The 24,848-nt window shown below is 58.6% G+C and carries 29 protein-coding genes and 1 other RNA gene; 16 read left to right on the top strand and 14 right to left on the bottom strand.

Annotation, left to right across the window (positions count from 1 at the left end):
* Positions 1–17: 17 nt before the first annotated feature.
* The 9 genes from ACKLNI_RS11130 to ACKLNI_RS11090 all read left to right on the top strand — a co-directional run bounded on the left by ACKLNI_RS11130 (position 18) and on the right by ACKLNI_RS11090 (position 6,971).
* Positions 18–242, top strand: a complete 225-nt coding sequence (locus ACKLNI_RS11130; RefSeq protein ID WP_413719142.1) for a hypothetical protein — start codon at positions 18–20, stop codon at positions 240–242.
* 118 nt (positions 243–360) lie between these two features.
* Positions 361–561 (top strand): 50S ribosomal protein L35, encoded by a 201-nt coding sequence (gene rpmI, locus ACKLNI_RS11125; RefSeq protein WP_413719141.1) that lies wholly within the window; start codon positions 361–363, stop codon positions 559–561.
* A gap of 12 nt (positions 562–573) precedes the next feature.
* Positions 574–936 carry a 50S ribosomal protein L20 gene (gene rplT, locus ACKLNI_RS11120; protein WP_413719140.1) on the top strand — a complete coding sequence of 121 codons (363 nt, stop codon included), beginning with the start codon at positions 574–576 and terminating at the stop codon, positions 934–936.
* Positions 937–1,051: 115 nt separating this feature from the next.
* The gene (gene pheS, locus ACKLNI_RS11115) at positions 1,052–2,122 is read left to right on the top strand and encodes a phenylalanine--tRNA ligase subunit alpha (protein WP_413719139.1); all 1,071 of its coding nucleotides are present in this window, start codon (positions 1,052–1,054) and stop codon (positions 2,120–2,122) included.
* Positions 2,119–4,515, top strand: a complete 2,397-nt coding sequence (pheT, locus tag ACKLNI_RS11110; protein ID WP_413719138.1) for a phenylalanine--tRNA ligase subunit beta — start codon at positions 2,119–2,121, stop codon at positions 4,513–4,515. The genes pheS and pheT overlap by 4 nt, the downstream gene beginning before the upstream one ends.
* A 50-nt stretch (positions 4,516–4,565) precedes the next feature.
* A complete protein-coding gene (locus tag ACKLNI_RS11105) occupies positions 4,566–5,222 on the top strand; it encodes a phosphoribosyltransferase (protein WP_413719137.1) in 657 nt (218 codons plus the stop codon).
* Positions 5,223–5,224: 2 nt separating this feature from the next.
* Positions 5,225–5,671 carry a YtoQ family protein gene (locus tag ACKLNI_RS11100; RefSeq protein ID WP_413719136.1) on the top strand — a complete coding sequence of 149 codons (447 nt, stop codon included), beginning with the start codon at positions 5,225–5,227 and terminating at the stop codon, positions 5,669–5,671.
* A gap of 266 nt (positions 5,672–5,937) precedes the next feature.
* Positions 5,938–6,324 carry a large-conductance mechanosensitive channel protein MscL gene (mscL, locus tag ACKLNI_RS11095; protein ID WP_413719135.1) on the top strand — a complete coding sequence of 129 codons (387 nt, stop codon included), beginning with the start codon at positions 5,938–5,940 and terminating at the stop codon, positions 6,322–6,324.
* 92 nt (positions 6,325–6,416) lie between these two features.
* Positions 6,417–6,971 carry a thioredoxin family protein gene (locus ACKLNI_RS11090; RefSeq protein WP_413719134.1) on the top strand — a complete coding sequence of 185 codons (555 nt, stop codon included), beginning with the start codon at positions 6,417–6,419 and terminating at the stop codon, positions 6,969–6,971.
* Here ACKLNI_RS11090 and ald read toward each other — a convergent pair.
* Positions 6,968–8,089 carry an alanine dehydrogenase gene (gene ald, locus ACKLNI_RS11085; RefSeq protein ID WP_413719133.1) on the bottom strand — a complete coding sequence of 374 codons (1,122 nt, stop codon included), beginning with the start codon at positions 8,087–8,089 and terminating at the stop codon, positions 6,968–6,970. The genes ACKLNI_RS11090 and ald overlap by 4 nt on opposite strands.
* 132 nt (positions 8,090–8,221) lie before the next feature.
* On the opposite strand from ald, the gene ACKLNI_RS11080 reads away from it, so the two are divergent.
* The gene (locus ACKLNI_RS11080) at positions 8,222–8,683 is read left to right on the top strand and encodes an Lrp/AsnC family transcriptional regulator (protein ID WP_413719132.1); all 462 of its coding nucleotides are present in this window, start codon (positions 8,222–8,224) and stop codon (positions 8,681–8,683) included.
* On the opposite strand, the gene ACKLNI_RS11075 is transcribed toward ACKLNI_RS11080, so the two are convergent.
* From ACKLNI_RS11075 to rpsU, 3 genes are all read right to left on the bottom strand, one after another.
* The gene (locus tag ACKLNI_RS11075; protein WP_413719131.1) at positions 8,680–9,096 is read right to left on the bottom strand and encodes an OsmC family protein; all 417 of its coding nucleotides are present in this window, start codon (positions 9,094–9,096) and stop codon (positions 8,680–8,682) included. The two genes, ACKLNI_RS11080 and ACKLNI_RS11075, sit on opposite strands and share 4 nt — an antisense overlap.
* Positions 9,097–9,192: 96 nt before the next feature.
* Positions 9,193–11,364 carry a lectin-like protein gene (locus tag ACKLNI_RS11070; protein WP_413719130.1) on the bottom strand — a complete coding sequence of 724 codons (2,172 nt, stop codon included), beginning with the start codon at positions 11,362–11,364 and terminating at the stop codon, positions 9,193–9,195.
* A gap of 421 nt (positions 11,365–11,785) precedes the next feature.
* Complete coding sequence (gene rpsU / locus ACKLNI_RS11065) at positions 11,786–11,992, bottom strand: 30S ribosomal protein S21 (protein WP_036556662.1); 207 nt, start codon at positions 11,990–11,992, stop codon at positions 11,786–11,788.
* A gap of 29 nt (positions 11,993–12,021) precedes the next feature.
* Between rpsU and ACKLNI_RS11060 the strand changes: the two genes are divergently transcribed.
* Positions 12,022–12,798 (top strand): COQ9 family protein, encoded by a 777-nt coding sequence (locus tag ACKLNI_RS11060; RefSeq protein WP_413719129.1) that lies wholly within the window; start codon positions 12,022–12,024, stop codon positions 12,796–12,798.
* Between the two features lie 69 nt (positions 12,799–12,867).
* Positions 12,868–13,857 (top strand): NAD(P)H-quinone oxidoreductase, encoded by a 990-nt coding sequence (locus ACKLNI_RS11055; RefSeq protein WP_413719128.1) that lies wholly within the window; start codon positions 12,868–12,870, stop codon positions 13,855–13,857.
* Between the two features lie 46 nt (positions 13,858–13,903).
* Here ACKLNI_RS11055 and ACKLNI_RS11050 read toward each other — a convergent pair whose 3' ends face one another.
* On the bottom strand, positions 13,904–14,533 hold the full coding sequence (locus ACKLNI_RS11050; RefSeq protein WP_413719127.1) for a ribonuclease T2 family protein: 630 nt from the start codon (positions 14,531–14,533) through the stop codon (positions 13,904–13,906).
* A gap of 121 nt (positions 14,534–14,654) precedes the next feature.
* On the opposite strand from ACKLNI_RS11050, the gene ACKLNI_RS11045 reads away from it, so the two are divergent.
* A complete protein-coding gene (locus ACKLNI_RS11045) occupies positions 14,655–15,401 on the top strand; it encodes a DUF1013 domain-containing protein (RefSeq protein WP_413719126.1) in 747 nt (248 codons plus the stop codon).
* Positions 15,402–15,449: 48 nt separating this feature from the next.
* Here the strand turns inward: ACKLNI_RS11045 and recR are convergent, their stop codons facing one another.
* From recR to ACKLNI_RS11020, 5 genes are all read right to left on the bottom strand, one after another.
* Positions 15,450–16,043, bottom strand: coding sequence for a recombination mediator RecR (gene recR, locus ACKLNI_RS11040; protein ID WP_413719125.1), 594 nt, complete (start codon positions 16,041–16,043; stop codon positions 15,450–15,452).
* On the bottom strand, positions 16,040–17,092 hold the full coding sequence (locus tag ACKLNI_RS11035) for a TraB/GumN family protein (RefSeq protein ID WP_413719124.1): 1,053 nt from the start codon (positions 17,090–17,092) through the stop codon (positions 16,040–16,042). Before ACKLNI_RS11035 ends, recR begins: the two co-directional genes overlap by 4 nt.
* A gap of 5 nt (positions 17,093–17,097) precedes the next feature.
* Entirely contained in the window at positions 17,098–17,442 is a 345-nt protein-coding gene (locus ACKLNI_RS11030) for a YbaB/EbfC family nucleoid-associated protein (protein ID WP_413719123.1), read from the bottom strand.
* Positions 17,443–17,599: 157 nt separating this feature from the next.
* The gene (locus ACKLNI_RS11025; protein ID WP_413719122.1) at positions 17,600–19,366 is read right to left on the bottom strand and encodes a DNA polymerase III subunit gamma/tau; all 1,767 of its coding nucleotides are present in this window, start codon (positions 19,364–19,366) and stop codon (positions 17,600–17,602) included.
* Between the two features lie 72 nt (positions 19,367–19,438).
* Positions 19,439–19,675 carry an HP1242/YdcH family protein gene (locus tag ACKLNI_RS11020; protein WP_413719121.1) on the bottom strand — a complete coding sequence of 79 codons (237 nt, stop codon included), beginning with the start codon at positions 19,673–19,675 and terminating at the stop codon, positions 19,439–19,441.
* A gap of 176 nt (positions 19,676–19,851) precedes the next feature.
* Here ACKLNI_RS11020 and ACKLNI_RS11015 point away from each other — a divergent pair, with 176 nt between their 5' ends.
* Positions 19,852–20,355 carry a phosphatase domain-containing putative toxin gene (locus ACKLNI_RS11015; RefSeq protein WP_413719120.1) on the top strand — a complete coding sequence of 168 codons (504 nt, stop codon included), beginning with the start codon at positions 19,852–19,854 and terminating at the stop codon, positions 20,353–20,355.
* Positions 20,346–20,660: a hypothetical protein gene (locus ACKLNI_RS11010; RefSeq protein ID WP_413719119.1), complete on the top strand. Its 315-nt coding sequence runs from the start codon at positions 20,346–20,348 to the stop codon at positions 20,658–20,660. The genes ACKLNI_RS11015 and ACKLNI_RS11010 overlap by 10 nt, the downstream gene beginning before the upstream one ends.
* Here ACKLNI_RS11010 and rsgA read toward each other — a convergent pair.
* Together rsgA and ffs are read right to left on the bottom strand one after the other, a co-directional pair.
* Positions 20,657–21,679: a ribosome small subunit-dependent GTPase A gene (rsgA, locus tag ACKLNI_RS11005; protein WP_413719118.1), complete on the bottom strand. Its 1,023-nt coding sequence runs from the start codon at positions 21,677–21,679 to the stop codon at positions 20,657–20,659. The two genes, ACKLNI_RS11010 and rsgA, sit on opposite strands and share 4 nt — an antisense overlap.
* A gap of 211 nt (positions 21,680–21,890) precedes the next feature.
* Positions 21,891–21,987, bottom strand: an RNA gene (gene ffs / locus ACKLNI_RS11000) — signal recognition particle sRNA small type.
* Between the two features lie 202 nt (positions 21,988–22,189).
* On the opposite strand from ffs, the gene ACKLNI_RS10995 reads away from it, so the two are divergent.
* Positions 22,190–23,170, top strand: coding sequence for a helix-turn-helix domain-containing protein (locus tag ACKLNI_RS10995; RefSeq protein WP_413719117.1), 981 nt, complete (start codon positions 22,190–22,192; stop codon positions 23,168–23,170).
* Here ACKLNI_RS10995 and ACKLNI_RS10990 read toward each other — a convergent pair whose 3' ends face one another.
* Positions 23,171–23,929, bottom strand: a complete 759-nt coding sequence (locus ACKLNI_RS10990; protein ID WP_413719116.1) for an ABC transporter permease — start codon at positions 23,927–23,929, stop codon at positions 23,171–23,173.
* Positions 23,929–24,729 (bottom strand): ABC transporter ATP-binding protein, encoded by an 801-nt coding sequence (locus ACKLNI_RS10985; RefSeq protein ID WP_413719115.1) that lies wholly within the window; start codon positions 24,727–24,729, stop codon positions 23,929–23,931. The genes ACKLNI_RS10990 and ACKLNI_RS10985 overlap by 1 nt, the downstream gene beginning before the upstream one ends.
* Positions 24,730–24,848 lie beyond the last annotated feature (119 nt).

Genomic DNA, 24,848 nt, shown 5'->3' with positions numbered 1-24,848 from the left:
AATGTAAGCGTGCCGGCATGGCAGAGTATGTAGATTTGATAATGGTGTTGGGGGTAACAGTTCTCGGGCTGTCATTTCCTGCTATGGTTGGCGCTTTTTCGCGAGGAGCACCGCCGCGCGCGGCGATGTTGGCTCTTTTCGCCGGCGGCATCATGATTTTGTATGCGAATTCATCGCGGCCTGGTGGATATTCCGTCGCGGAAATGCCTCAGCTTTTCGTCAAGGTGATGACCGGCGTCTGACGCCATTTTCCTCTTGCCAGGCGGCACCTTCCCCTGTATCCGACGCGCTCCGACGGACCCTCCGGCCAATGTGGCATGCCGCGTGGGTTTATGAACCGCTCGAAAGAAGGAGATGGAAATGCCCAAGATGAAGACCAAGTCGAGCGCAAAAAAGCGCTTTAAGGTCACCGCGACCGGCAAGGTCGTCGGAGGCCAAGCCGGCAAGCGGCACGGCATGATCAAACGCACGAATAAATTCATCCGCGATGCGCGTGGTACTCAGGTTCTGTCCGAGCCGGATCAGAAACTCGCCAAGCGCTACATGCCCTACGACCGCTAAGGAGAACCTGACATGTCACGTGTTAAAGGGGGTACGACCACCCACGCCCGTCACAAGAAGGTCATCAAGGCCGCAAAAGGTTATTATGGATCGCGCAGCCGCAACTTCCGTACGGCCACACAAGCGGTCGACAAGGCCAACCAGTACGCGACCCGCGATAGAAAACAGCGCAAGCGCAATTTCCGCGCGCTGTGGATTCAGCGGATCAATGCCGCCGTACGCAGCCACGACGAAGCGTTGACCTACAGCCGTTTCATCAACGGGCTGTCGCTTGCCGGGATCGAGGTGGACCGTAAGGTTCTGGCTGATCTCGCTGTGCACGAGCCGGAGGCGTTTGGAGCCATCGTCGATAAGGCGAAGGCCGCGCTCGCGTAACACCTCGTCAAGAGGAACCGTTTTAGGGAAGCCGCGGACCTTTCGGGTCTCGCGGCTTCTTGTCTTTCAGGCCCTTGCTGGATAGCAGGGCAGGGACGAAGGATAGGGGTCCAAGATGGACGACTTGAGGGAAAAATATCTGAACGCGATCGCGGGTGCCGGCGATGAGGCCTCACTTGAAGAGTTGCGTGTCGCCGCTGTTGGCAAGAAGGGCGAAGTGGCACTTCAGATGCGTGAACTGGGCAAGATGAGCCCAGAAGAGCGGCAGGTTATGGGGCCGAAGCTGAATGCGCTCAAGGATGAGATCAACGCGGCATTGGCCGCAAAGAAATCGGCGCTTGAAGATGCCGCGCTTGATGAGCGTCTGAAGGCGGAGTGGCTGGATGTAACCCTTCCTCCGCGCCCGAGCCAGCAAGGCACGATCCACCCGGTCAGCCAGGTAACCGAGGAAGTCACGGCGATCCTCGCCGACATGGGATTTTCGGTCGCGGAAGGACCGCAGATCGAAACCGACTGGTACAATTTCGACGCCCTGAACATTCCGGGGCACCATCCGGCTCGCACTGAGATGGACACGTTCTATATGCACCGTCTGGAAGGCGACAATCGCCCGCCGCATGTGCTCAGGACCCACACCTCGCCGGTTCAAATCCGATCGATGCAAAAGCAGGGCGCACCGATCCGCGTGATCGCGCCAGGGCGTGTTTACCGTGCGGACTATGACCAGACCCACACGCCGATGTTCCATCAGGTTGAGGGTCTCGCGATCGATAAGGATATTTCGATGGCGAACCTCAAATGGGTGCTCGAGGAGTTCTTCTCGGCCTTCTTCGGCACAAAGGTAAAGACCCGCTTCCGCGCCTCGCACTTCCCATTCACCGAGCCGTCGGCCGAGGTGGATATCCAATGCTCATGGGAAGGCGGCACGGTGAAAGTGGGCGAAGGTGACGGTTGGCTCGAAGTTCTCGGCTCCGGCATGGTGCACCCCAAGGTGCTGGAGGCCGGAGGCATTGATCCTGATGAATGGCAAGGTTTTGCCTTCGGGATGGGTATCGACCGGATGGCGATGCTGAAATACGGCATCCCCGATTTGCGTGCATTTTTTGACAGTGATTTGCGGTGGCTCAGGCACTATGGGTTCGCCGCGTTGGATGTGCCAACCTTGCACGGAGGGCTGAACCGATGAAATTCACTCTCTCCTGGCTCAAGGAACACTTGGAGACCACGGCGTCGGTCACAGAGATAGCAGAGACACTCACTGATCTCGGACTCGAGGTTGAGGAAGTCGTGAATCCGGGCGATAAGCTCAAGCCCTTCACCCTTGGCAAAGTGCTCAAGGCCGAACAACACCCCGACGCCGACCGGTTGCGGGTCTGTACGGTCGCGACGGACGAGGGGGAGAAGCAGATCATCTGCGGCGCGCCGAACGCTCGCGAAGGTATCACAGTGGTCGTCTGCAAACCCGGCGACTACGTGCCCGGCATCGACGTAACCCTCAGCGTTGGCAAGATCCGTGGCGTCGAGAGCCATGGCATGATGGCTTCCGAGCGTGAACTCGAACTCTCCGACGAGCACGATGGCATCATCGAACTCCCGTCTGGTGAGGTGGGTGAGAATTTTGCTGACTGGCTGGCCAAGAACGATCCCCCCAAGATCGATCCAATGATCGAAATAGCGATCACCCCCAACCGTCAGGACGCGCTTGGCGTCGAGGGCATCGCGCGTGATTTGGCGGCCCGGGGTTTGGGTAAGCTTATCTCGAAAGCTCCCGAACCCGTTCCGGGTTCTTTCCCGTCTCCGATCAGTGTGACGATCGATGCTGATACGCTGGACGGTGCGCCCTATTTCACTGGCCGCGTCATCAGGGGGGTCCATAACGGTCCAAGCCCGTCGTGGCTGCAGGCCCGGCTGAAGGCCATTGGTTTGCGTCCGATCTCGGCACTTGTCGATATCACCAACTTCTTCACCTTCGATCGCAACCGTCCACTGCACGTGTTCGATGCGGACAAGGTACAGGGCAATCTGCGCGTACACCGGGCTAAGGGAGGCGAGCAACTGCTGGCACTGGACGAGAAAACCTACACCTTCGAAGAAGGCATGATGGTGATCTCGGACGATCGCACACCGGAATCGATCGCAGGGGTAATGGGCGGCGAAGAGTCGGGGGTGACCGGCGAAACGGTGAATGTCTTTCTTGAGTCGGCTTATTGGGACCCGATCACCATCGCGATTACCGGACGAAAGTTGAAGATCAACTCGGATGCCAAGTACAGGTTTGAGCGTGGGGTCGATCCGGAGTTCACGCTGCCTGGCTTGGAGGCGGCAACGAGGATGATACTAGAAATCTGCGGCGGTGAAGCTTCCGAGGTCGTGACCGCTGGTACGGTGCCGAATATGACGCGCGCCTATCGCTTGGACACAGACCGGTGCTCGTCACTAGTCGGAATGGACATCCCGCCCGAAATCCAGCGAGCGACCCTCAAGGCTCTCGGTTTCAAGCTTGACGGCGACATGGCCACACCCCCGTCTTGGCGACCTGACGTCGATGGTGAAGCCGACCTCGTGGAAGAGGTGGCTCGTATCGCATCTCTCACGAACCTGGAACCGAAGCCGATGCCAAGGATGCGCCCCGGGGTGCCAAAGCCAATCCTGACGCCGATGCAAAGGCGCGAGCAGATTGCGCGACGGACTTCGGCGGCGCTTGGCTACAACGAATGCGTCACATACAGTTTTGTCGACCAGGCGTCAGCGGCCCTCTTCGGCGGCGGCGACGAGGCACGCCGCGTCGCAAATCCGATTTCGTCCGAGATGACGCACATGCGTCCATCGCTTCTGCCGGGGCTGCTTCAGGCGGCCGCTCGGAATCAGGCACGTGGATTTTCGGAGCTTGCGCTCTTCGAAGTGGGTGCCGTTTTCCATGGTGGTGAACCAGAGGAACAAGAACTGCTTCTGACCGGCATTCGCATCGGCAACACCGGACCACGGGACCCCCATGGCGCGCGCCGGCCGGTTGACGTCTTTGACGCTCGTGCAGACGCGGAAGCCGTTCTGGCTGCCCTTGGTGCGCCTGCCCGGGTCCAATTCCCGCGCGGTGCAAAAGGCTGGTGGCACCCAGGGCGCTCTTCGCGAATTACACTTGGCCCGAAGATCGTGCTGGCAGCATTTGGAGAGCTTCACCCTAAGGTGCTTCGAGCGATGGATGTAAAAGGGCCAGCCGTGGGGTACAGCGTGCATCTTCAGGCGATACCTGAGCCTAAGAACACGAGTGCAACACGACCTGCACTTCAAATCAGTGACTTGCAGGCAGTCGAACGTGATTTTGCATTCATTCTCGACGCAGATGTCGAAGCGATCAACGTTCTGAACGCCGCGCAAGGGGCCGACAAAGCGCTGATCGAAGACGTGCGAGTGTTCGATGAATTCATTGGTGGGAGCCTTGGCGCCGGCAAGAAGTCGCTGGCGATCACGGTGCGCATTCAGCCGACTGACAAGACACTGACAGACGAAGAAATCGAACGCGTTGGTCGGGCGGTTGTCGAGAAAGTCGCCAAGGCGACAGGTGGCGTGCTTCGCGGCTAGGTTTGAGCAGGATCAACGCCGCACTATGGCGTGACGCTAACCTCTCATTCATGGCAGCGCGATTTGAGGATAGGGAAGCGGCAGGGGCGCAGCTTGCCGAGAGCGTGATGCGACTGGGTCTTCGCAATCCGGTCGTGTTCGCCCTGCCTAGGGGCGGTGTGCCAGTTGCATTGCCGGTAGCCATGGCCCTGGACGCGCCTCTTGATCTGTTGCTGGTCCGGAAAATTGGAACGCCAGGACATGAAGAACTTGCGATGGGGGCGGTCGTCGATGGAGAAATGCCGGACGTCGTGTGGAACCCCGAAATCGTCAAGGCAATAGGAGTTGGCTCTGCTGAACAGGCACGGGTAGTCGAGGAGAAGTTGGCCGAGATCGCAATCCGACGCCGCCGATATCTCGGAGATCGTCCGCCGGCGGCAGTTGAAGGACGCGACGCTATCGTCGTTGACGATGGGATTGCGACTGGAGCGACGCTTCGCGCGGCATTGCTCGCGCTTCGACGTCGAAGGCCTGCCAGCATCACCCTGGCTGTTCCCGTAGCACCGACCGATGTTCTGGAAGAAATAAAGCAGGATGTCGACAACGTCGTCTGCCTTGTGACACCTTACCCCTTTATTGCTGTCGGAGCGCACTATGTTGATTTTCGACAGACAACCGATGACGAAGTCGCGGAGGCACTTGCCTCGCGAGACCAAGGAAAGGAATAGCCATGCCCCTGAAAGTCTATCTCTCCGGCGAAATTCACACCGACTGGCGAGAGCAGATCATGGAGGGAGCGAAGACACTGGACGTGATCTTTACCTCCCCGGTGACAGACCATGATGCCTCCGATGATTGTGGGGTTGCAATTCTTGGAGCTGAGCCGAACAAGTTCTGGCACGACAACAAGGGTGCGCGAGTTAATGCGATCAGAACCCGCCATGGTATCCAGACAGCCGATATCGTGGTGGTTCGCTTCGGCGACAAGTACAAGCAATGGAACGCTGCCTTCGACGCGGGAATGGCTGCCGGGCTTGGCAAATCACTGATCGTTCTGAGTCCGCCCGAACATCAACATGCGCTCAAGGAAATTCATGCCGCAGCGCTGGCTGTTGCCGAAAAACCGGGACAGGTTGTCGAAATACTTCGCTACGTTCTGACAGGAGAGTTACCTTGAAAGGATGCTCTGGCCGCTGAGTAATTGGCCCAGTCCTTTCATGTCCTGCAAGGCCTTCTCCAAGCTGTTTCATCAGCGTTGAGTCGCTCGCGGGTATTTGCGCGCGACGTTGATATTTTGCGTGAACTAGACGAAGTGATGCCTGTTCACCGGAATTCCCCGCACAAAGTCCGTGACTTTGGCAAATTTCATGGTATCGCGATGTCACTAACAACGAAGGGGGTAGCCTTCGGAAAGGGGACCAAGCAGAGGAGTGGGGACCAAAAATGATTCAAGAGTTTAAAGATTTCATCGCGCGCGGCAATGTCATGGATATGGCAGTCGGTATCATTATGGGCGCAGCATTCACGGCTATCGTCACATCGCTGGTTGATGATCTTGTCAATCCGCTGATCGGCCTGGTGATCGGTGGCATCGATTTCTCGAACCTGAGCATCGGCCTCGGCGACGCTCAGTTCATGTATGGCAACTTCATTAATGCCGTGATCAAGTTCCTGATCGTCGCCTGGGTTGTGTTCCTTCTCGTTAAGGGCGTGAACCGGATGCGCGAGATGGCTGAGGGCGAAAAGGAAGTAGCCCCGGAAGAGCCCAAGGGACCGACACAGGAAGAACTTCTGACCGAAATTCGCGACGCGCTGAAATCGCGCGCCTGATTTCGGAAAATATCGGTAGGGCCCGCCGACAGGTGGGCCCTTTTTTGTGCCGCCATACATGTTAGCCTGACGCCAAATGACAGGAGATCAACATGGCAGCAGTCCCCGAAGTTTGTGAATTCGGCAAAACGGCACCTGATTTCCGGCTTCCGGCGACGGATGGAAAAACCTACTCGTTGTCGGATGTCGCTGGTCCGAAGGGCGTCGTTATCGCGTTCATCTGCAATCATTGCCCTTATGTTCTCGCGGTGCTGGATCGGATCATTCGAGACGCGAGGGAGCTTTCGGATCACGGGGTGGGCTTCGCCGCTATCTGTTCCAATGACTCCTCGACCCATCCCGCCGACAGCTTCGTGAACATGGTCGCAATGGCATCGCAAAGGGAATTTCCATTCCCTTACCTTCATGACGAGGATCAGTCGGTCGCGCGAAGTTACGATGCAGTTTGCACGCCGGATTTCTTCGGTTTCAATGCGGACAAGAAACTGCAATATCGCGGGCGCCTCGACGCTTCTCGATCAAGCGCGGGTCCCGAAGAACTTCGTCGGGATCTTTATGAAGCCATGATCGCGATCGCGGCGACCGGTGAAGGTCCCCGCGATCAGATTTCGTCCATGGGTTGTTCCATCAAATGGAAATCGGACTAAGCGGCCTTTAGGATGACCTGCGGAGGCGTGACGTCGATACCGAGGGCTTTCCCAACCGCCAAATAGGTCAGCTTGCCGGCGTGAACATTTAGGCCGTCGAGAAGATGCGGGTCATCGGCGCAGGCCTGCTTCCAGCCTTTGTCCGCCAAGTCCAGGAGATAGGGCATCGTTGCATTGGTCAGCGCTATGGTTGAGGTTCTTGCCACCGCGCCTGGCATGTTCGCCACGCAGTAATGCATGATGCCGTCGACCTCGTAGATGGGATCCTGATGTGTCGTGGCCTTGGAGGTTTCGAAGCAGCCGCCCTGGTCGATTGCCACGTCGACCAGAACCGCGCCTGGCTTCATCGTCGACAATTGCTCTCGTGAGACAAGCTTTGGTGCTGCGGCCCCTGGAATCAGAACCGCGCCAATAACCATGTCTGCGTCAGCGATAAGCTCTGCCGTCGCCGCCGCACTGGAGTAGCGGTTCCGGAAATCCCGACCGAAGACGTCATCCAGATAGCGGAGGCGTGGCAAGGAGCGGTCAAGTACGGTGACATCGGCGCCCATCCCGGCGGCAACGCGAGCGGCATGCGTTCCGACAACGCCTCCACCGATCACGATGACCTTTGCCGGTCCGACACCCGGCACGCCGCCCAGAAGTACTCCACGACCGCCGTTTGCTTTCTGAAGCGTCCAGGCTCCTACTTGCGGTGCCAATCGGCCTGCCACTTCGGACATAGGAGCCAGTAGAGGCAATCCGCCACGTTCGTCGGTGACTGTTTCGTAGGCTATGCAAGTCGCCCCACTGGCAATCAGGTCGCGGGTTTGCTCCGGATCCGGCGCGAGGTGAAGATACGTGAAAAGCATTTGTCCTTCGCGCAGCATCTTGCGTTCGATCGCCTGCGGTTCCTTCACTTTTACAATCATATCGGAAGACGCAAAGATTTCGGCGGCGGTATCGGCAACGCGCGCACCGGCCTTGATGTAGTCTTCGTCGGTAAAGCCAGCGCCCAGTCCCGCACCTGCCTGAATGATCACATCATGACCGTGCCTCACTGCTTCTCCCGCAGTCGTCGGCGTGACGCCGACCCGAAATTCTTGCGGCTTGATTTCCTTCGGACATCCAATTTTCATGCCCAGTCCTCCTCTTTCGAGGGGCACTGTGCGTCGAAGTGGCAGAAATTCCCTACCTTTCCTGCTGGATGTTCGCGCTAAACTCGGTAAGATATTCGATGAGTTGAAAAATAATTGAAAGAAACTTCCGAAATGAGCGAAATTGACGCGACAGATGCCCGAATACTGACGGTTCTGCAAAAGCGGGGCAGAATCTCGAATGCTGATCTTGCCGAGGAGGTGAACTTGTCACCTTCAGCCTGTCACAGGCGCGTTCACAGGCTCGAAGAAACTGGGATCATTCGTGACTACGTCGCGCTTTTGGACCCACGCAAACTTGGACGGCCCACAGTGGTCTTCGTTGAGATCACATTATCCGCCCAAGCAGACGAAGTTTTAGACGCGTTCGAACGCGAGGTTGCTCGCATTCCCGACGTACTGGAGTGCCACCTGATGGCCGGAACGGCGGACTATCTGCTCAAAGTCATTGCGCGTGACACCGAAGACTTCGCCCGTATTCACCGCAGATACCTGGCGCGTCTGCCGGGAGTCGCGCAGATGCATTCGTCTTTCGCTCTCAGAATCGTGCGTCAAACTACGGCGCTGCCAGTTTAGGCCGTATCCACGACCTCGAAGTCATGGGTAATGGTCGCGGTCTTTTCCAGCATGGTTGTTGCTGAGCAATATTTTTCAACTGACAAGTCTATCGCACGAGCAACACGTTTCTGGTCTAGGCCACGGCCCTTCACGATGAAATGAAGATGGATCTGAGTGAAGACTTTCGGTGCCTCATCGGCGCGGTCTGCATCAAGTTCTACAATGACGTCTTCTATCGCCTGACGGCCCTTGCGCAGGATCTCGACAACGTCCCAAGCGGAACAGCTGCCGGCGCCCATCAAAATTAGCTCCATAGCCGACGGGCCAGGCTTGGGTGCGGTTCCATCAGCAGTCCCGATCACGATGGAATGTCCTGACTCGGTCTGGCCAGTAAAGGTCTTGTCGGCAACCCAGGTAATCCGGGATTTCATGTGAGATCTCCGTTCTCGAACGCCGTGGTCATTACTTCAGGTCCGCTTACCGGGCAAGCGGACCTGCGGTCCCAAGTCTCCTTTTTGTTATTTCAATCAGGCCAGCAAATCATATTCCACGATCACCATCGCGGTGCCGTCGCTTTCCCAACCAGAGTCTCCCCTATGTGCAACGCTCCCATCCCATCCGTCGTCCCAGCGACCCTGGTCGTCGGCGATCCGGGCGTAATCCTGGATGCCGCCGAAGTTGTTCGGTTCTCCTGGGCGCCAGTTGCTGTATGCGAGCAGTTCGCCGTCGCTGTTCACGAAATTTCCTTCATTGGCAGCGTCCGATGCATCAAGGAAGATCGCCTGATCTTCCCAGAATGCCGCCATGATGAAATTGTTTTCTGCCTGACTTTCGATCTCAAGCAATCGTCCACCAGCTTCGGCTGCCATTTCTTGCGCCGTGGTCCAGCGGTTGGTGCTGCCTATTACTTCATAGGCTGATCCCTCAAAAGTGATCAGGGCCGGTCGGTCAGGAATTTCAACGATCACCATCGCGGTGCCGTCGCTTTCCCAACCAGAGTCTCCCCTATGTGCAACGCTTCCATCCCATCCGTCGTCCCAGCGACCCTGGTCGTCGGCGATCCGCGCGTAATCCTGGATTCCGCCGTAGTTGTTTGGCTCTCCCGGTCGCCAATTGTCATAGGTCAACGGTCGCCCATCGGAATAGGTGAACAAGCCCTCTGTAGCCGCATCCGAAGCGTCTAGGAAAATCGCTTGGTCGTTCCAGAACGATTGCATGATAAAATCATTCTCGGCCTGACTTTCGATCCGCAATAGATGCCCGCCCACTGAAGCCGCGATCGCTTGTGCTTCGCTCCAACGATTGGACGAACCAACGAACATGTATGTGCTGCCATTGAAAGTGGCGATGTTCATTTCCGGCTGCTCGATCATGATCGAGTAGTGCGGATTGGCAACTTGATCGTTGGCGCCGAACACGAAAAGAAAATAGTCCTGACCGGCAACCGCTTCGAACTGAAGATGTTCATGGTCTGGGTCGATCGCCGTGGAGTCGCGAAGGGACTCGGTCAGTATCCCGCCGTCGGCATCGAGGATCCTGGCGTTGATGTCGCCATCCTCATGGTGAAAGTCCAAGTGTACCTTCATTAGCCCTGAATTTTCGGCTTCGAACCAAAAATAATCTTGGTCTCCGGAGTGTACCGACATGTCCACGAACATGGAGACCGGCTCCGACGCATCAAGAAATGCTGCGGTGGCCAGCGTGTCGTTGGGTTCGAAGTCGTCGCGGCGGTCGGGCTGATCGACCAATAGAGAATAATTGCCTGTGGCACCGTTATAACCGTAGATCTGCACAGTGAACTGATCGCCTTCTGACGCCTGCACACTAATCGTTTCTGAGTTCGTAACGCCTATGCTGTTGGCCAAAAAATTTCCCGCAGCATCGAAGACCCGCATATCCAGATCGCCGAGAGAGTGCTGAAAGTCGATGCGGAACGACAATATTCCTGTAGCAGAGGCTGTGAACCGAAAAAAATCAGCATCATTGGAGTCGTGGATCGATAAGTTTTCGTAGAGATGATCCTCGGGTGGCGCCAAGATGCTCGCCGTGGCCAGAGAGTCGTTTTGTTCGAATGCGTCTGAACCAACCGGTGGCTCAGTCTCGCGATCGAGGGTTATCAGAATTCGAGTTACATTGTTTGTTTCGTCCGCCTCAACCAGTCGGTTCAAAGGATCGACCTCGACTTCCAGCCAATATTGGCCATCGGGAACACCGGCGATATCGATCGATTGACCCGGAAGGCCACTGGAATAGACGTCCGCCCAACCCGAGGAGATGCCCTGGATCTGGCCGCAACTTCCATAGGTTCTCGCTCCGGCCAAGGGATCGAGCTGATCCACGTCAATCAGGCAAAAACTGACCTTGTCGCCTTGCGCAATTACCTCGCCTACACCGCCGTCGGAAGTAACTGAACGTAGCCGGAAGTGGGCAAAATCCTCAAAGTGGATATGACCGTGCGTATCATGGTACTCGAACGTTCCGGCCAGTCGATCAGTGAAGGTGCCATCGTCGTTGTAGATGCGCTGGTACACTTCTTGAGAGCCGTCGGCCAGAATAGCTCCGCCTCGTACTTCAAGGTTTCCAAATCCGATATTGGCCATGGCGGTTGTAAGGCGAAGTTGGTCCCCCTGAATTCTCCAGCCATAGATGTAGTTGTCAGCTTCGCTGGCCCAGGGGGTCAGATCGGGTAAAAGTTGCACGGTATGTCCTCGAAAATTGCTTGGTAACAAGGGCCGACAGGTATCGGGCCCGCGACCAAAAAAGGACAACGGCACACGGAAGATCTAGCTGCATGAATATCTTCACCATCGCGGAACGTCGCCAACACCATTGCCCCCACCAGTCGCGGACACTATTGCCGCGCCATTCAAGGATGATCGGTGATTGCACCGCACCCTCTCATCTTATGAGATTACCGCGGTGTGAGTTCAAATAAAATGAAAATAAGCGTTTGATATCGTTGATATTCTCTCGAATCTAGTTCTGTTTGTTCTTGCTTGTTTTTGACGCTACCAAGGGTAAGAATTTCACCGATTAAAACAAATCAAAAACGACAAACCCCCGGGCGATGCCTCGGGGGTCGTCTCTCGAACGGCGGACCGCTCCAGTGTTTTCAGAAGCTCAGAGCATTCCCTCGCGCTGTGCCTTTTTACGGGCAAGCTTGCGGGCTCGGCGGATGGCCTCGGCCTTCTCGCGCGCTTTCTTCTCGGAGGGCTTCTCGAAATGCTGCCGAAGCTTCATTTCGCGGAAGACGCCCTCACGCTGCAGCTTCTTTTTCAGAGCACGAAGCGCCTGATCGACGTTGTTGTCGCGAACACTGACCTGCATGTGGTTGTCACCACCTTTCTAGTTTAGAGTTGCGCAAAATCTGCAGGAGGTGGCCCTATAGCAAAGGCGGCATAGGTTGTCTACTGGCTAGCAGAAACGGAGTAAAAGGTATGACCAAAACCGCAAAGCCGACAATTGAGACGTTGCTTAATGCCGCTCTCAGCCATGTTGCCTTCGATGGATGGTCTGCGGCGACGTTCACAGCCGCGGCCAATGACATCGGAATTTCGGATGCCGAAGCAAAGGAACTGGCGCCGCGTGGGGCGCTGGACCTGGCAGTCGCCTACCATCGGCGTGGCGACCAGATGATGATCGATCGGTTGAAACATGCGGATCTTTCGGAATTGCGGTTTCGTGACAAGGTGGCCACCGCGCTTTGGTTCCGTGTAGAGGCAATGGATGACCGTGAAGCGGTGCGCCGCGCGACAGCCTTTTTTTCCCTCCCGACCCATGCTGCCGAGGGTGCAAAGCTCCTTTGGGAAACGGCCGACCACATCTGGACAGCGCTGGGGGACACTTCGGACGATTTGAACTGGTATTCCAAGCGCGCAACGCTTTCGGCTGTTTGGGCTTCGACGGTCCTATTTTGGTTGGGTGACGACAGCAGTGGTCAGGCGGATACTGCCGCGTTCATTGATCGGCGGATCGAAGACGTGATGCGAATCGAGAAAGTGAAGGGGCAGTTGCGGGAAAACCCGCTAACCAAACCGTTTATGGAACTTCAGGCGAGTCTCTTCAAAAGGGTTCGGATGCCAGACATGTCGCACCTCAACGATTTACCCGGACGCTGGCGGGGACCAAAATAGGGAGTTTCTGTCCGTTTCACGACGTGGTTTCTGAAGCCACCTTAGGAGGGAATTAGGAGGGAAGAGGTCATGGCCCGGATCATGCGCGCAATTGAGATCACGACACCGGGCGGTCCTGATGTTCTGAAACTGCGGGAGCGTCCCAAGCCAAAGCCTGGATACGGCGAGGTTCTGATCCGCGTCGCATATGCCGGAGTGAATCGACCGGATGCCTTGCAGCGCGCAGGCAGCTATGCGCCGCCGCCCGACGCTTCCGACCTCCCGGGACTGGAAGCCTCGGGCATCATCGAAGAGGTGGGGCAGGGCGTTTTGGGGTGGTCGCCGAGCGACCCTGTCTGCGCACTGCTTCCAGGGGGCGGATACGCAGAGTACGTTACTGCACCGGCGAGCCATTGCCTTCCGGTTCCGTCTGGAATGCCGCTGGGCGAGGCGGCTTGTCTTCCGGAGACATATTTTACCGTTTGGACCAACGTTTTCATGCGTGGAGGCCTCAGGGCGGGAGAGACGTTTCTGGTTCATGGCGGTACAAGCGGTATCGGCACAACGGCAATTCAGCTCGCTCATGCATTCGGAGCGCGTGTTTTCGCGACTGCGGGGTCAGATGAAAAGGCGCGTTTTTGCGAAAGATTGGGCGCCGAAAAGGGCCTCAACTATCGCAGCGAGGATTTCGTCACGTTCCTGCGCGATGCCGGAGGGGCAGATCTGATCCTCGATATGGTCGGCGGAGACTATATCCGACGCAATCTTCGGGCGCTAAAGGATGATGGCCGTCTGGTCTTCATCGCCTTTCTGGGCGGTCCAAAGGCCGAGATCAATTTTGCGGAGATCATGGTGCGCAGATTGACCGTTACGGGTTCCACGCTGCGCCCGCAGTCGGTTGCGGCCAAGGCTGCAATTGCAGAGGCCCTGAGGAAGAACGTCTGGCCTCTGCTTGAGATCGGGAGGATTGGACCTGTAATGGATCAGGTCTTTGATCTGGCAGATGCCGCTGATGCGCACCGCGCGCTTGAGGCGGAGCACATCGGCAAGATCGTCTTACGTGTCGGCGGCGACGGCTAAATCAAGGACCCGGATCAAGGCTAAATAAGGCAAGCGGCTACGGCAGCTACCTTACCGGCTCGAACAAGGCGTCCTGCATACGGCAATCGCGAATGACGTCGCTCCCGCAGTCTCTCGGTTCCAGCGAGCGCGTAAGGCATACCCGGGCTTCCTGGATTCGGCCTGACTTGCAGGTGATGGTTATCTGATCGTTTGCGAGAGTTGGGTTCACTTCGAGAAACGCCTCTTCGACGACCGAAGCGGGCAGCTGTACAGGGCTCCGCAGTTTCATGAAAACATCCGGTCTGACGATCCGGTCGTATGCTTTCCGGGCCAGAGCGTAGTACTCTTCGGATGACAGACCCGAGCATCGGCCATGCTTGTTCCATTGGTGCCATGCATTTCCGGATGTGCCCATGATATCTGCCATTTCGGCGGTATCCGAGCGGGACGGGTTGCGTTCAGATGTGAGACAGAAACTAGGCCAGCCATCTTCGTACTGGGGCCAGAGACCATGCAAGACCCAGCCGAAATCCCGGTCGTCCTCACATTGCGGCGAGCCGCGCCGATCTCCCTCCAGTGCACACCACGTGGGCGACCACGAGAGTGAAAGCACATAGTAGTCGAATTCGCCTGCTCTTTCGCCATCAGCCCGCGCGAACCCCGCGCTCAGCAAAAGCACTATCAGATACCGCATTCACTCTTCCCTATCGCTGCTCATGCGACTATATACCCGGCAATTCCCCGAAATTCGAGGATGGGTCCACCGGGACCAGCCGATTTCCGGCACCGCTCAAGATTTGTCAGGAGACAAGCAGATGAACAAACCGATCATGGCAAAAGCGACCGCCGTCTGGCTGGTTGATAACACCACGATCAGCTTCAAGCAGATCGCGGATTTCTGCGGCCTGCACGAGCTTGAGGTGCAAGGCATCGCTGACGGCGACGTGGCCGCCGGTGTCAAAGGGTTCGATCCGATCTCGAACAACCAGTTGACGCAGGAAGAGATCGACAAGGCCGAAAAGGATCCTGTGCACAAGCTGAAACTGAAGTTCAACGCTGCAGCGGTGGGCGAGGAAAAGCGTCGCGGTCCGCGCTATACGCCGCTCTCCAAGCGGCAGGACCGTCCTGCGGCGATCCTTTGGTTGGTCAAGTTCCATCCAGAGTTGTCGGACGGTCAGATTTCGAAGCTTGTGGGAACGACCAAACCGACGATTCAATCCATCCGCGAACGGACTCACTGGAACATCTCGAATATCCAGCCTGTCGATCCGGTTGCACTCGGATTGACCAAGCAAAGCGAGCTTGATGCTGCCGTTCAGAAAGCCGCGGCCAAGAAAGCACGCGATGGCGAGGTGATGTCGGACGACGAGCGTCGCAAGCTTGTCTCGACCGAACAGTCGCTGGGTATGGAAGACGAACCCAGGATCCCAACCGCCATTTCCGGACTTGAGACGTTTACGCTGACGGAAAGCGAAGACGACGACCGTGAAGACGACACGCCCGATGCGGAGAGTTTCTTCAACCTTCCCAACGACGTCGATGACGACGACGAAGAAGACTGATCTCGAGTTCCCTCGGCTGCCAGAACCCCGGCCAACGGCCGGGGTTTTTTATATGGATTTTCGCGCGCGAAGTGCCGCGCTGATCGTGCCGTCGTCAAGGTAATCGAGTTCGCCGCCGATAGGTACACCCTGTGCCAGCGAAGTAACGGAAACACGGCCCTCCAATTGATCCGCGATGTAGTGGGCAGTCGTCTGACCATCTACCGTTGCATTCAAGGCAAGGATGACCTCGGAGATTTCTTCCGTCGCAACGCGGTCAAGAAGCTTCGGAATACGCAGTTCGTCGGGGCCGATCGCGTCCAAAGCCGACAGTGTACCACCCAGCACGTGATAGCGCCCCTTGAAGACACCGGCGCGTTCCATCGCCCAAAGATCCGCAACATCTTCAACCACACAAAGTTCGCCGTTCGCGCGTTTCTCGGTTTCACAGATCTCGCAAAGGTCGGACGTACCGATATTTCCACAGTTCAGGCACTCGCGCGCGGTCTCGGCGACCCGCGACATTGCCTTGGCAAGCGGAACAAGCAGCAGACCTCGCTTCTTTATCATATGCAGCACAGCTCGGCGCGCCGATCTTGGCCCCAACCCTGGAAGGCGGGCCATCATATCGATCAGGTCTTCAAGCTCGCTTGCGGGTTTCACGGGGCTTCTCCTGGCAGGGATACTCGTGTCAGTGTGTAGCCCGCCTCGGCAAGGAGCGCGACCAATCCGATTTCTCCCGGGAGGTGCGCGGAGCCAATCGCTATGAACACACCTCCGTCGGCAAGGGGCCCCGACAGGCGATCAGCGAAGCGGTTGTTGCGATGTTCAAGGAGATAGCTATCGGTCAATTCCAAGCTGTCCAGACCATCGGAGCCATAGATTTCCTGCTGATAAGCTCGATCCCAAACCTCCATCAGCCCGAGACGTCCTTCTAGGTAGAGGGCGAAAGATGTGGCCCGTTCTGTATTGCTTTCGGCGGGTCTAAGATAAGCAGCATAGGTCTGGATGATGGCACGGGCGGTTTCGTCGCTTTCGGACAAATCACCGATCATCTCGTCAGGAGTTTCAAGGCTAAGGATTTCAGCGCCGGCCAATCTACCCAAAAGCTGAATGAAATCGTCCTGAATCGGCAGAATGCCTTGGGTGAAGTCTTCGCAAGGATCGGACAGCAGCATTTCCGCCATACCTGCCAAGGACATGATCAGGTCGAAATCCTCTGTCCATCCCAGTTCGACCGCACGGTCCCGAACCCAGCCGGAGACCTCCGGCGACAGACCCGCAACGGTTCCGTCGCCAGGAGAAAACTCAAAAGGATCGGATGCCTCGGAAAACCGACCTTCCATCATCTGCGCGTCCCGATACGACTGCCGGTCGGGGTGGGTGAAGTCGATCTCCACCGCAACTGTCCGGGAGTTGGCGATTGCATCTCTGACCGTTTCTGGCAGAGCGAGGATCAGTGGATCGGCGCTGTGGAACGTGCCCCAGAGGTGGGAGGTGGCGCCGGTGGGGGAGGTGATTTGCCAAAACTTTCCCGTAGAATTGGGAATCGAGCTTGCCAGCTGTTCCAGTTCGTCAAGGCTGGCCGGTGCGAAGACTTCCTCGTGAACGCGTGGCTTATCGACGGTGCAGACCTCGCGCGTCGCCCAGTCCTGCGCCGAGGCGGCAGCGGCGAAAACAGATGCAAAGGCAAGCCCGAGCGCGAAACGCATCGGTCTCAGAACGGCAGTTTCATGTCCGCCGGAAGCCCCATGCCTTCGGTCAGTTTGCGCATCTCTTCCTGGGCCTTGTCCGACGCCTTGGACTGTGCGTCCTTGATGGCGGCAAGTATCAGATCTTCAACGACTTCTTTTTCATCCGGATTGAAAATCGAGGGATCAATGTCCAAGGCAATCAGCTCGCCTTTTGCGGTCGAAGTGGCCTTGACCAGACCGGCACCTGACTCGCCGGTGACGGTCATCGTATGAAGCTCCTCCTGCAGGGCCTGCATCTTGGTCTGCATTTCCTGCGCGGCCTTCATCATCTTTCCCATGTCGGCCAGTCCGCCCAGTCCTTTGAACATTTGTCTTCTCCCGGTGAATGCGTTGGATGAGAGATACGTCTCCCCCGGGCAGGGGGCAAGGCGGTTGAGCGGCATTGTTGCGGAGCAGGGAATTCCACGTCGGCAAGGCGTCGGCGAAACGTATGGCAAGCGTATGGCATGCCGACAGAACGGCCGCCTAATCTTCCTCGAACGGATCCCATTCCTCGTCGACCTCGGCAAGCGACTCCGTCGCTGCGGTGGCCGCGATATCCTCAGCTGTCTTCAACTCGCCGATCCGTGCGTCTGGAAAGGACGAGAGAATGGCGGCCACGATCGGGGTTTCCGCTGCTGCGGCCCTGAGGCGTTCTTTCTCGGCATCCCGTGTTTCGGCGATCGTCGGCTGTCCGCCGGTTCCGGACACAGACACCGCCCAGCGGACACCCGTCCAGGATTGCAGCCGGGAGCCGAGGCGCTGGGCCAGGTCCGGCGCCGCATTGTGCGATGGTTCGAATTCGATCCGGCCCGGCCTGTAGGAGACGAGCCGAACTCCGCCTTCGACCTCGACAAGCAACTTCACGTCGCGGTTTGCTCGGATCAGGTCTACGACATGCTGAAAGGTCGGGAACCGCGCAAGCGCGCTGGCAGGGGCCTGTGCCAGCGCGGTCTGGCTGCCAGACGCGCTGACGCCGCCAGACGAGGTTATGGACGCGGTTCGGCTGGCTACGGCCTGAGCTCCACGACTGCCCGAAGGACTGCCGCCTCCGCTACCGCCACCTCCGCTCGGTGGCGCCGGTGGCTCCGCGTCCTTGAGTTTCGTCACCAGTTCGCCCGGCGTCGGCATGTCAGCGACATGGGTCATACGGATGATGGCCATCTCGGCCGCCATCATGGCATTCGGAGCGTTTGCGACTTCTTCCAGCGCCTTCAGCGCCATCTGCCACATCCGGGTCAGAACCGGCATTGTCAGCCTGTCCGCCATCTCGCGGCCACGTGCCCTCTCGTCTGGCGATACCGTTGGGTCGTCGGCGGCTTCGGGCGTGATGCGAATAACGCTGATCCAGTGAGTGATCTCGGCAATGTCGCGCATAACCGCCATGGGATCGGCGCCGTCGGCGTATTGCGCGGAAAGCTCTGTCAATGCGCCCGCAGCATCACCCGACATGATCATGTCGAAGAGATCGAGCACACGGCCACGATCGGCGAGGCCCAGCATGGCGCGGACCTGATCCGCGGTCGTCTCTCCTGCGCCGTGGCTGATTGCCTGATCGAGGAGAGAAGTCGCGTCGCGTGCGGAGCCTTCGGCAGCGCGGGTAATCAGCGCCAGGGCCTCGTCGGAGATCTCGGCCCCTTCCAAAGTCGCGATGCGGCGAAGCATGTCGATCATGATTTCGGGTTCGATCCGGCGCAGGTCGAAACGCTGGCAGCGCGAAAGAACGGTAACGGGGACCTTTCGGATCTCGGTCGTCGCAAAGATGAACTTCACATGCTCCGGTGGCTCTTCAAGCGTTTTGAGAAGCGCGTTGAAGGCCGAGGTGCTGAGCATGTGCACCTCGTCGATGATGTATATCTTGTAGCGCGCTGATGCCGCCCTGTAGTGAACGCTGTCGATGATCTCGCGGATATCGCCCACGCCCGTTCGGCTGGCCGCGTCCATTTCCATGACGTCGACGTGCCTGCCTTCGGCAATGGCGACGCAATGTTCGCAATGGCCGCATGGTTCGGTTGTCGGGCCGCCTGATCCGTCGGGGCCGATACAGTTCATGCCTTTGGCGATGATCCGGGCTGTTGTGGTTTTGCCCGTTCCCCGGATCCCGGTCATGATGAACGCCTGCGCGATGCGGTCGGCCTGGAACGCATTTTTCAGCGTACGCACCATGGCGTCCTGCCCGACAAGGTCGGCAAACGTTTCCGGCCGGTATTTCCGGGCCAGAACCTGGTAGGTTTTCGCGCTAGTGTCGGTCATATGTCCCGTGCGGAATCGGCTCCGCACGAGACTAGACCGTGGGGCGTGGGGCGTCCACTGCCCCGGACCCGATCAAGCGGACAGAATCCGCCAGATCTCGTCTTTCAGGTGTGTCCGCTTCTTGCGAAGTTCAGTCTCTGCGAGGGCTTCCATCGGCTCGACATTCGTCTCGGCCCGATGCACCGCACGGTTGACGTCGTGATATTCGTCGAAGAGGCGCGCGAAATGCGCATCGGATTGTTTCAGATCATGCATCTTCTCGACATGGCCTGGAAATTCTTCGGCCAGTTCGTGCGGGACATGCGACATTATTGAACTCCTTGATCCTGTTTCCTAGACAACTCTACCGATGGTGCCGGGGGAGACTTTGATACGGGTCAAGCAGAGCGCAGCCGCTGCCGAAATTTCCCGAGCGGTCGTCCTGAGCAGGGCTTGCCGTTAGCTAACCCGTCACTTAGCTGGGCAAACAAGAGCGGAGGGCGAGAGTGTACCAGATCACTGAGATAGCGCTGCGCCGCGGGCGACTGGGGATTTCGCCCATGCCGGGACGCACGGGAAAATACCAGGCCGACCTGAATGCGATCCTGCACTGGGATGCCGGACTGGTTCTGACAATGACAACCGCCGACGAACTTTTGCGGTCGGGCGCCGAGGCGCTGGGCCAGGACCTTTTGGCGGCTGGCGTGGACTGGCACCATCTGCCCATTCCGGATTTCGGAGCGCCTCCGCCGGACACAGCGGCGCTTTGGCCCGATGTGTCGGCGAAAGCGCACGGGCTTCTGGATCGAGGAGGTCGAGTTTTGGCGCATTGCTATGGTGGGTGCGGCCGATCCGGTATGGCGTTGATGCGGCTTATGGTCGAGGCCGGGGAAGACGCGGACGAGGCCCTTGAACGCCTTCGCGACGCCCGCCCCTGTGCTGTCGAGCGAGAGGCGCAGCGCGCCTGGGCAGCGATCCCGATGTTCGAGCGCCGGGGCTGGTGCCCGTGACCGACGGGAGGCGGTTCCTGCTGATGGTGGTCTATGCCACTTGGGTCATGGTATTTGCCTATGCCTTCATCGCCTACTCCCGCGCACCCTACGAGGGTCCGGGGTTCCCCGACGGGTTGAACAAGCCTGCCGTCTATTTGGGGTGGCAGGGGATTGCGGGCATGCTGGCACTGGCGGTCTACGGGATCGGGCTTCGCTGGCCCAAGGGCAGTGCCGTCAGGGGGCTTTCGGCGCTGCCGTTGGTCATTGCCGTGGTGCATCTTCTGGCAATCGGTGCGGTGTTCTTCTGGGCCGGCGGGTTCTAATCACCGCGTTCCTTCTGCTTTTGTTTCATCACGCCCTTGATCATCTTGCCGAAGCTTTTGTCCCGCGCACGGGCCTGGGCGATCGTTTCGGAGTTCCGCATGTCCTCGGAACGAAGTTTGCGCCAACGCCGCAACCGGTCCGGGTCGAGCATGCCTCCGTCGATGGCGTTTCGTACCGCGCAGCCCGGTTCCGACCCGTGCGCGCAATCCGAGAAACGGCAGGCCAGGGCCAACTCTTCGATATCGGCGAAGACCGTCTCGATTCCTTCGGACACATCCGACAGGCGTAGGGCACGCATCCCCGGCGTGTCGATCAGCCAGCCTCCTGACGTCGTGCGGACCAGTGCGCGCGACGTTGTGGTATGCCGACCCTTGGCATCGCTCTCGCGGATGTCCTGTACTGCGGCGGCCTCTCCGGTCAGTGCGTTTCGTATCGTGGTTTTGCCGACTCCCGAGGACCCGACGAGCGCCAGCGTTTCGCCCGCCCGGCACCAGGGATGCAGGCGGCGCACTTCCATCGGGTCTGTTGCATCGATGGCGACAGCGGTCAGAAGGAGCGAAAGGCGTTCGGCCCGCCGGACGTATTCCATGGGTTCGTCCGTTTGATCCGCCTTGGTCAGGATCACTAGGGGCAGACAGCCTGCATCAGCTGCCAGAACCAGATAGCGCTCCAGCCTGCGCTCATTGAAGTCGGCGTTGCATGAACTGACGATGCCAAGGGTCGTGATATTCGCGGCGATCAACTGCTCGCGCGCGTCGGTTCCTGCACCTCTGCGTTTTATCAGGCTTTGGCGGTCGAGAATGCGGGTGATGGTCTCTCCGTTGGCCAAGACCCAGTCACCGACCGCTATTTTGCCTGTCCCGTCCGGGACCATGAGCTGGTGCGGTCCTGTCGGCGAGAGAGCCGTGACAGTGCTGCGGTGAACTTCGGAGACACGAAGGGGAGAGGTGGAGCCGGCATCGCACTGACGGGCGAAATGCGCGGTCCAGCCAAGATCGGCATAGGAAAAATCGGTCATTGTTGGATTGCCCTGAACGAGAAAATTACCCGCAGCGCCAAGCGTGCGGAATGTTCGTCTCGGGCCTGTGCTGCGTTTTAGCTGAGCGCGGCCCGGAGGGTGGATGCAATGACCATATGTCCTCCGTACTCGTGTCTGTCTTCAGGCATCGACCGTTCACAAAGGACGCAGCTTGCCAGTTTGCTCTGGCTCGGTGGCCGAAGCTGATTTGGGTGAGAGGCTGGACAACGACCCAAGCGGGGCTCGTTACGGCTGCTTCCTTCCGGACCTGACCGGGTTGGCGAGGCGCCTGCCCGCGCCAACCTCTCGAAGCGTTAGATAGTGCGCCCAGACCGGATTCGCAACCTCGACCGAGGGGTGCTGGATCTTGGCGTGGGTTGCGATAAGATTGGCGGGATTTGCAGGTCATTCGACTTGGGAGGTTAGAATCGACGCCAACTTCGGATATCCTACTGAAATTGCGGGTTGTCTCCTGCATTCTCGTCATTCCCGATCTTTCGTCGTTTCCCCTTGACGCGCAACTTCGTCATAAACCCCTCGTGGAGTGATCTGCTGGAAGAGTTTGGTGCGCGGCCTGCAGACATCCTGCGCGCAGCGGGATTGCCCGAAGACCTGTTTACGCGCGCGCGCCCGACACTGCCCCCGGAGAAATTCAATCGGCTGTTCGGGTCGATTGTGAGTGCTATGGATCGTGAGGCGACCGGTCTGATCCTTGGTCAGGCACCAGCGTCCGGGACTTTAAGCCCGGCACTGTTCGCGGCGAGTTGTTCAGCCGACCTGACGGCAGCGGCGCGTCGCCTTGCACAGTACATGGCCTTTGCCGGTCCTTTGAAACTCGAGGACCATTCCATGGCGGGAGGTCTTGAACTGACCTTCGAGGGCGATCCCGAAGTGACGCTGCCGGACGAGTTCATCGCCGCGGAGCTCGTCGCGCTGGTAAGTCTGGCCCGCAACGCAACGCGCCACGCCATACGGCCCTTTGCCGTGGAAATGGTCAATCCGCCAGCGGCGCCGGCCTATGCCGACTTCTTCGGCCATCCCGTTTATCCGGGCCCTTTCAATCGCGTGGTCTTCTCGCCCGCCGACGCGAGGCGGCCTTTCCTGCCGCCGAAGCCCGCCCTGTTCGACGGTTTCGATCCGGATCTTCGGACACGCATGGATGAGCTGGACCGCACCGCCACGGTTGCCGATCGCGTCCGCTCGGTCTTGATGGAAGCGATGCCTGCGGGAGTGCCGGAGGTGAACACTGTTGCCCGTCGTCTCGGCATCAGTGCGCGGACGCTACAACGCAAGCTTGGGGCCGAGGGCACCAGTTTCCAGCAAGAACTCCGGGATTTGCGGGAGCGGCTTGCCAGGCACTACCTCCAGACAAGGATGCACACGAGTGCCGAGATCTCGTTTCTGCTGGGCTACGACGATCCGAATTCCTTCACCCGGGCGTTCCATCACTGGACCGGCACCACTCCCGAAGCCTTCCGCTCCGGCACCTAGCTAGTGCGGCTGGCGTTCAGCCCAGCCTGCGAAGATCTTCTCCAGCGCCACCACGATATAGTAGAGAAGGATGCCAAGCGCAGCGAGCGCGATCAGGACCGCGAACATCAGCGGGTAGTCACTGTTTGTCTTGCCTGAATCGAACAGTGCGCCCAAGCCCCGCCCGTGCGGGCTGACGATCTCCATCAGGTTCGTACCGATAAATGCGAGGGTGACAGCGACCTTCAGTGCGCCGAAAAATTCGGGCAGCGTCTTGGGCAGGGCGATCTTCCAGAAGATCGTGGATTGCGAAGCGCCAAGCGACCGCAGGATGTCCCTGTATTCGGGCTCGAGTGTGGACAGGCCGATCGAGACCGAGACCGCGATCGGAAAGAACGAGATCATGAAGGCGATCAGAATCGTGTTGAAGTCATGGGCTCCGACGAACAGCAGTGCGACGATGGGCACTACGGTTGCCTTCGGAATGGCGTTGAACCCGACCAGCAGGGGGTAGAGCGCATCGCGCATCGTGCGCGAAAAGCCCATGATCATGCCCAGGAACACGCCGAAGGCGATGGCCAGCAGAAGGCCCACCACGGTGCGCCACAATGTCTGCCAGCCCATCACGAAGAAAAGGTTCCAGAATTTCGAATACGCCGCCGGCAGGTCCGAGGGCGACGCCATGATATAGTTCGGCCAGCCATTGACCCAGACAAGCGCTTCCCAGATCGCAAGAAACACGACCATGGCGATAAGCGGCACTCCGACCTTCTTCAGCATCACGCGGCCTCCTCGTCTGCGGGCGCGCGGCCCTGGGCGATTTCGATCTGGTGGCGCAGGATATTCAGCCGCTCGGCTGCCTCGGGCGTATAAAGATCATCCAGCGAGCGCGGTCCGGATGTCGGCAGATCCATCACGTATTGGGTTCGAGCCGGTCGACCGGACAGGACAACGACCTGGTCGGCCAGGAAGATCGACTCGCGAAGGTCGTGCGTGATCAGAACCCCGGTGAAGGGTTCCTCTGCCTTGACCCTCAGCATGGTCTGCCAAAGGTCTTCGCGCGTGAACGCGTCCAGTGCGCCGAAGGGTTCGTCGAGGATCAGCACCTCGGGCTTGTGCACGAGCGCCCGACACAGCGACGCGCGCTGGCGCATGCCGCCGGACAATTCCGAGGGCCGTTTGTCCTCGAACCCCTTCAGCCCGACCAGTTCCAGAAGGTTGCGGGCGCGCGCCTCTTGTTCGGACGCGGACATCGATGTCTTCACGATTTCCAGGGGCAGCATCACGTTCTTCAGGATCGACCGCCATTCCAGCAGTACCGGGTTCTGGAACGCCATGCCGACGGTCGAGCGAGGGCCCTTGACCCGTTCGCCATGGAGCCAGACTTCGCCCTCGTCAGGTTTCATCAGCCCGGCGACAAGGCGGGTGAGGGTCGACTTCCCGCAGCCCGATGGTCCGACCACCGCCACGAAGCCACCCTCGGGGACTGCGACATTCAAATCGTCCAGCACAGGAAGCGGCCCGCTGGCGGTCTGGTAGGCATGGCGTACCGATTTGATCTCAATGAGATTTCCGCTCATGGCTTTCTTCCTGGTACAAATACGGTTGGGGGGTCCGGGGGGCGAAGCCCCCCGGCGGGTCGGCGCGCTTGCGCGCCGATCATCAGTTCATCTTGAAACCGCCTTCGGGCAGATATGCA

The organism is Silicimonas lutimaris (assembly GCF_047314965.1).
Classification (GTDB): Bacteria; Pseudomonadota; Alphaproteobacteria; order Rhodobacterales; family Rhodobacteraceae; genus JAVJUV01.
This window is presented reverse-complemented; position numbering and strand designations above follow the sequence as displayed.

Coding starts and splice junctions, on each gene's coding strand:
- ACKLNI_RS11130 (WP_413719142.1), top strand. CDS start 18: ATGGCAGAGTATGTAGATTTGATAATGGTGTTGGGGGTAACAGTTCTC.
- rpmI (WP_413719141.1), top strand. CDS start 361: ATGCCCAAGATGAAGACCAAGTCGAGCGCAAAAAAGCGCTTTAAGGTC.
- rplT (WP_413719140.1), top strand. CDS start 574: ATGTCACGTGTTAAAGGGGGTACGACCACCCACGCCCGTCACAAGAAG.
- pheS (WP_413719139.1), top strand. CDS start 1,052: ATGGACGACTTGAGGGAAAAATATCTGAACGCGATCGCGGGTGCCGGC.
- pheT (WP_413719138.1), top strand. CDS start 2,119: ATGAAATTCACTCTCTCCTGGCTCAAGGAACACTTGGAGACCACGGCG.
- ACKLNI_RS11105 (WP_413719137.1), top strand. CDS start 4,566: ATGGCAGCGCGATTTGAGGATAGGGAAGCGGCAGGGGCGCAGCTTGCC.
- ACKLNI_RS11100 (WP_413719136.1), top strand. CDS start 5,225: ATGCCCCTGAAAGTCTATCTCTCCGGCGAAATTCACACCGACTGGCGA.
- mscL (WP_413719135.1), top strand. CDS start 5,938: ATGATTCAAGAGTTTAAAGATTTCATCGCGCGCGGCAATGTCATGGAT.
- ACKLNI_RS11090 (WP_413719134.1), top strand. CDS start 6,417: ATGGCAGCAGTCCCCGAAGTTTGTGAATTCGGCAAAACGGCACCTGAT.
- ald (WP_413719133.1), bottom strand. CDS start 8,089: ATGAAAATTGGATGTCCGAAGGAAATCAAGCCGCAAGAATTTCGGGTC.
- ACKLNI_RS11080 (WP_413719132.1), top strand. CDS start 8,222: ATGAGCGAAATTGACGCGACAGATGCCCGAATACTGACGGTTCTGCAA.
- ACKLNI_RS11075 (WP_413719131.1), bottom strand. CDS start 9,096: ATGAAATCCCGGATTACCTGGGTTGCCGACAAGACCTTTACTGGCCAG.
- rpsU (WP_036556662.1), bottom strand. CDS start 11,992: ATGCAGGTCAGTGTTCGCGACAACAACGTCGATCAGGCGCTTCGTGCT.
- ACKLNI_RS11055 (WP_413719128.1), top strand. CDS start 12,868: ATGGCCCGGATCATGCGCGCAATTGAGATCACGACACCGGGCGGTCCT.
- ACKLNI_RS11050 (WP_413719127.1), bottom strand. CDS start 14,533: ATGCGGTATCTGATAGTGCTTTTGCTGAGCGCGGGGTTCGCGCGGGCT.
- ACKLNI_RS11045 (WP_413719126.1), top strand. CDS start 14,655: ATGAACAAACCGATCATGGCAAAAGCGACCGCCGTCTGGCTGGTTGAT.
- ACKLNI_RS11035 (WP_413719124.1), bottom strand. CDS start 17,092: ATGCGTTTCGCGCTCGGGCTTGCCTTTGCATCTGTTTTCGCCGCTGCC.
- ACKLNI_RS11030 (WP_413719123.1), bottom strand. CDS start 17,442: ATGTTCAAAGGACTGGGCGGACTGGCCGACATGGGAAAGATGATGAAG.
- ACKLNI_RS11025 (WP_413719122.1), bottom strand. CDS start 19,366: ATGACCGACACTAGCGCGAAAACCTACCAGGTTCTGGCCCGGAAATAC.
- ACKLNI_RS11020 (WP_413719121.1), bottom strand. CDS start 19,675: ATGTCGCATGTCCCGCACGAACTGGCCGAAGAATTTCCAGGCCATGTC.
- rsgA (WP_413719118.1), bottom strand. CDS start 21,679: ATGACCGATTTTTCCTATGCCGATCTTGGCTGGACCGCGCATTTCGCC.
- ACKLNI_RS10990 (WP_413719116.1), bottom strand. CDS start 23,929: ATGCTGAAGAAGGTCGGAGTGCCGCTTATCGCCATGGTCGTGTTTCTT.
- ACKLNI_RS10985 (WP_413719115.1), bottom strand. CDS start 24,729: ATGAGCGGAAATCTCATTGAGATCAAATCGGTACGCCATGCCTACCAG.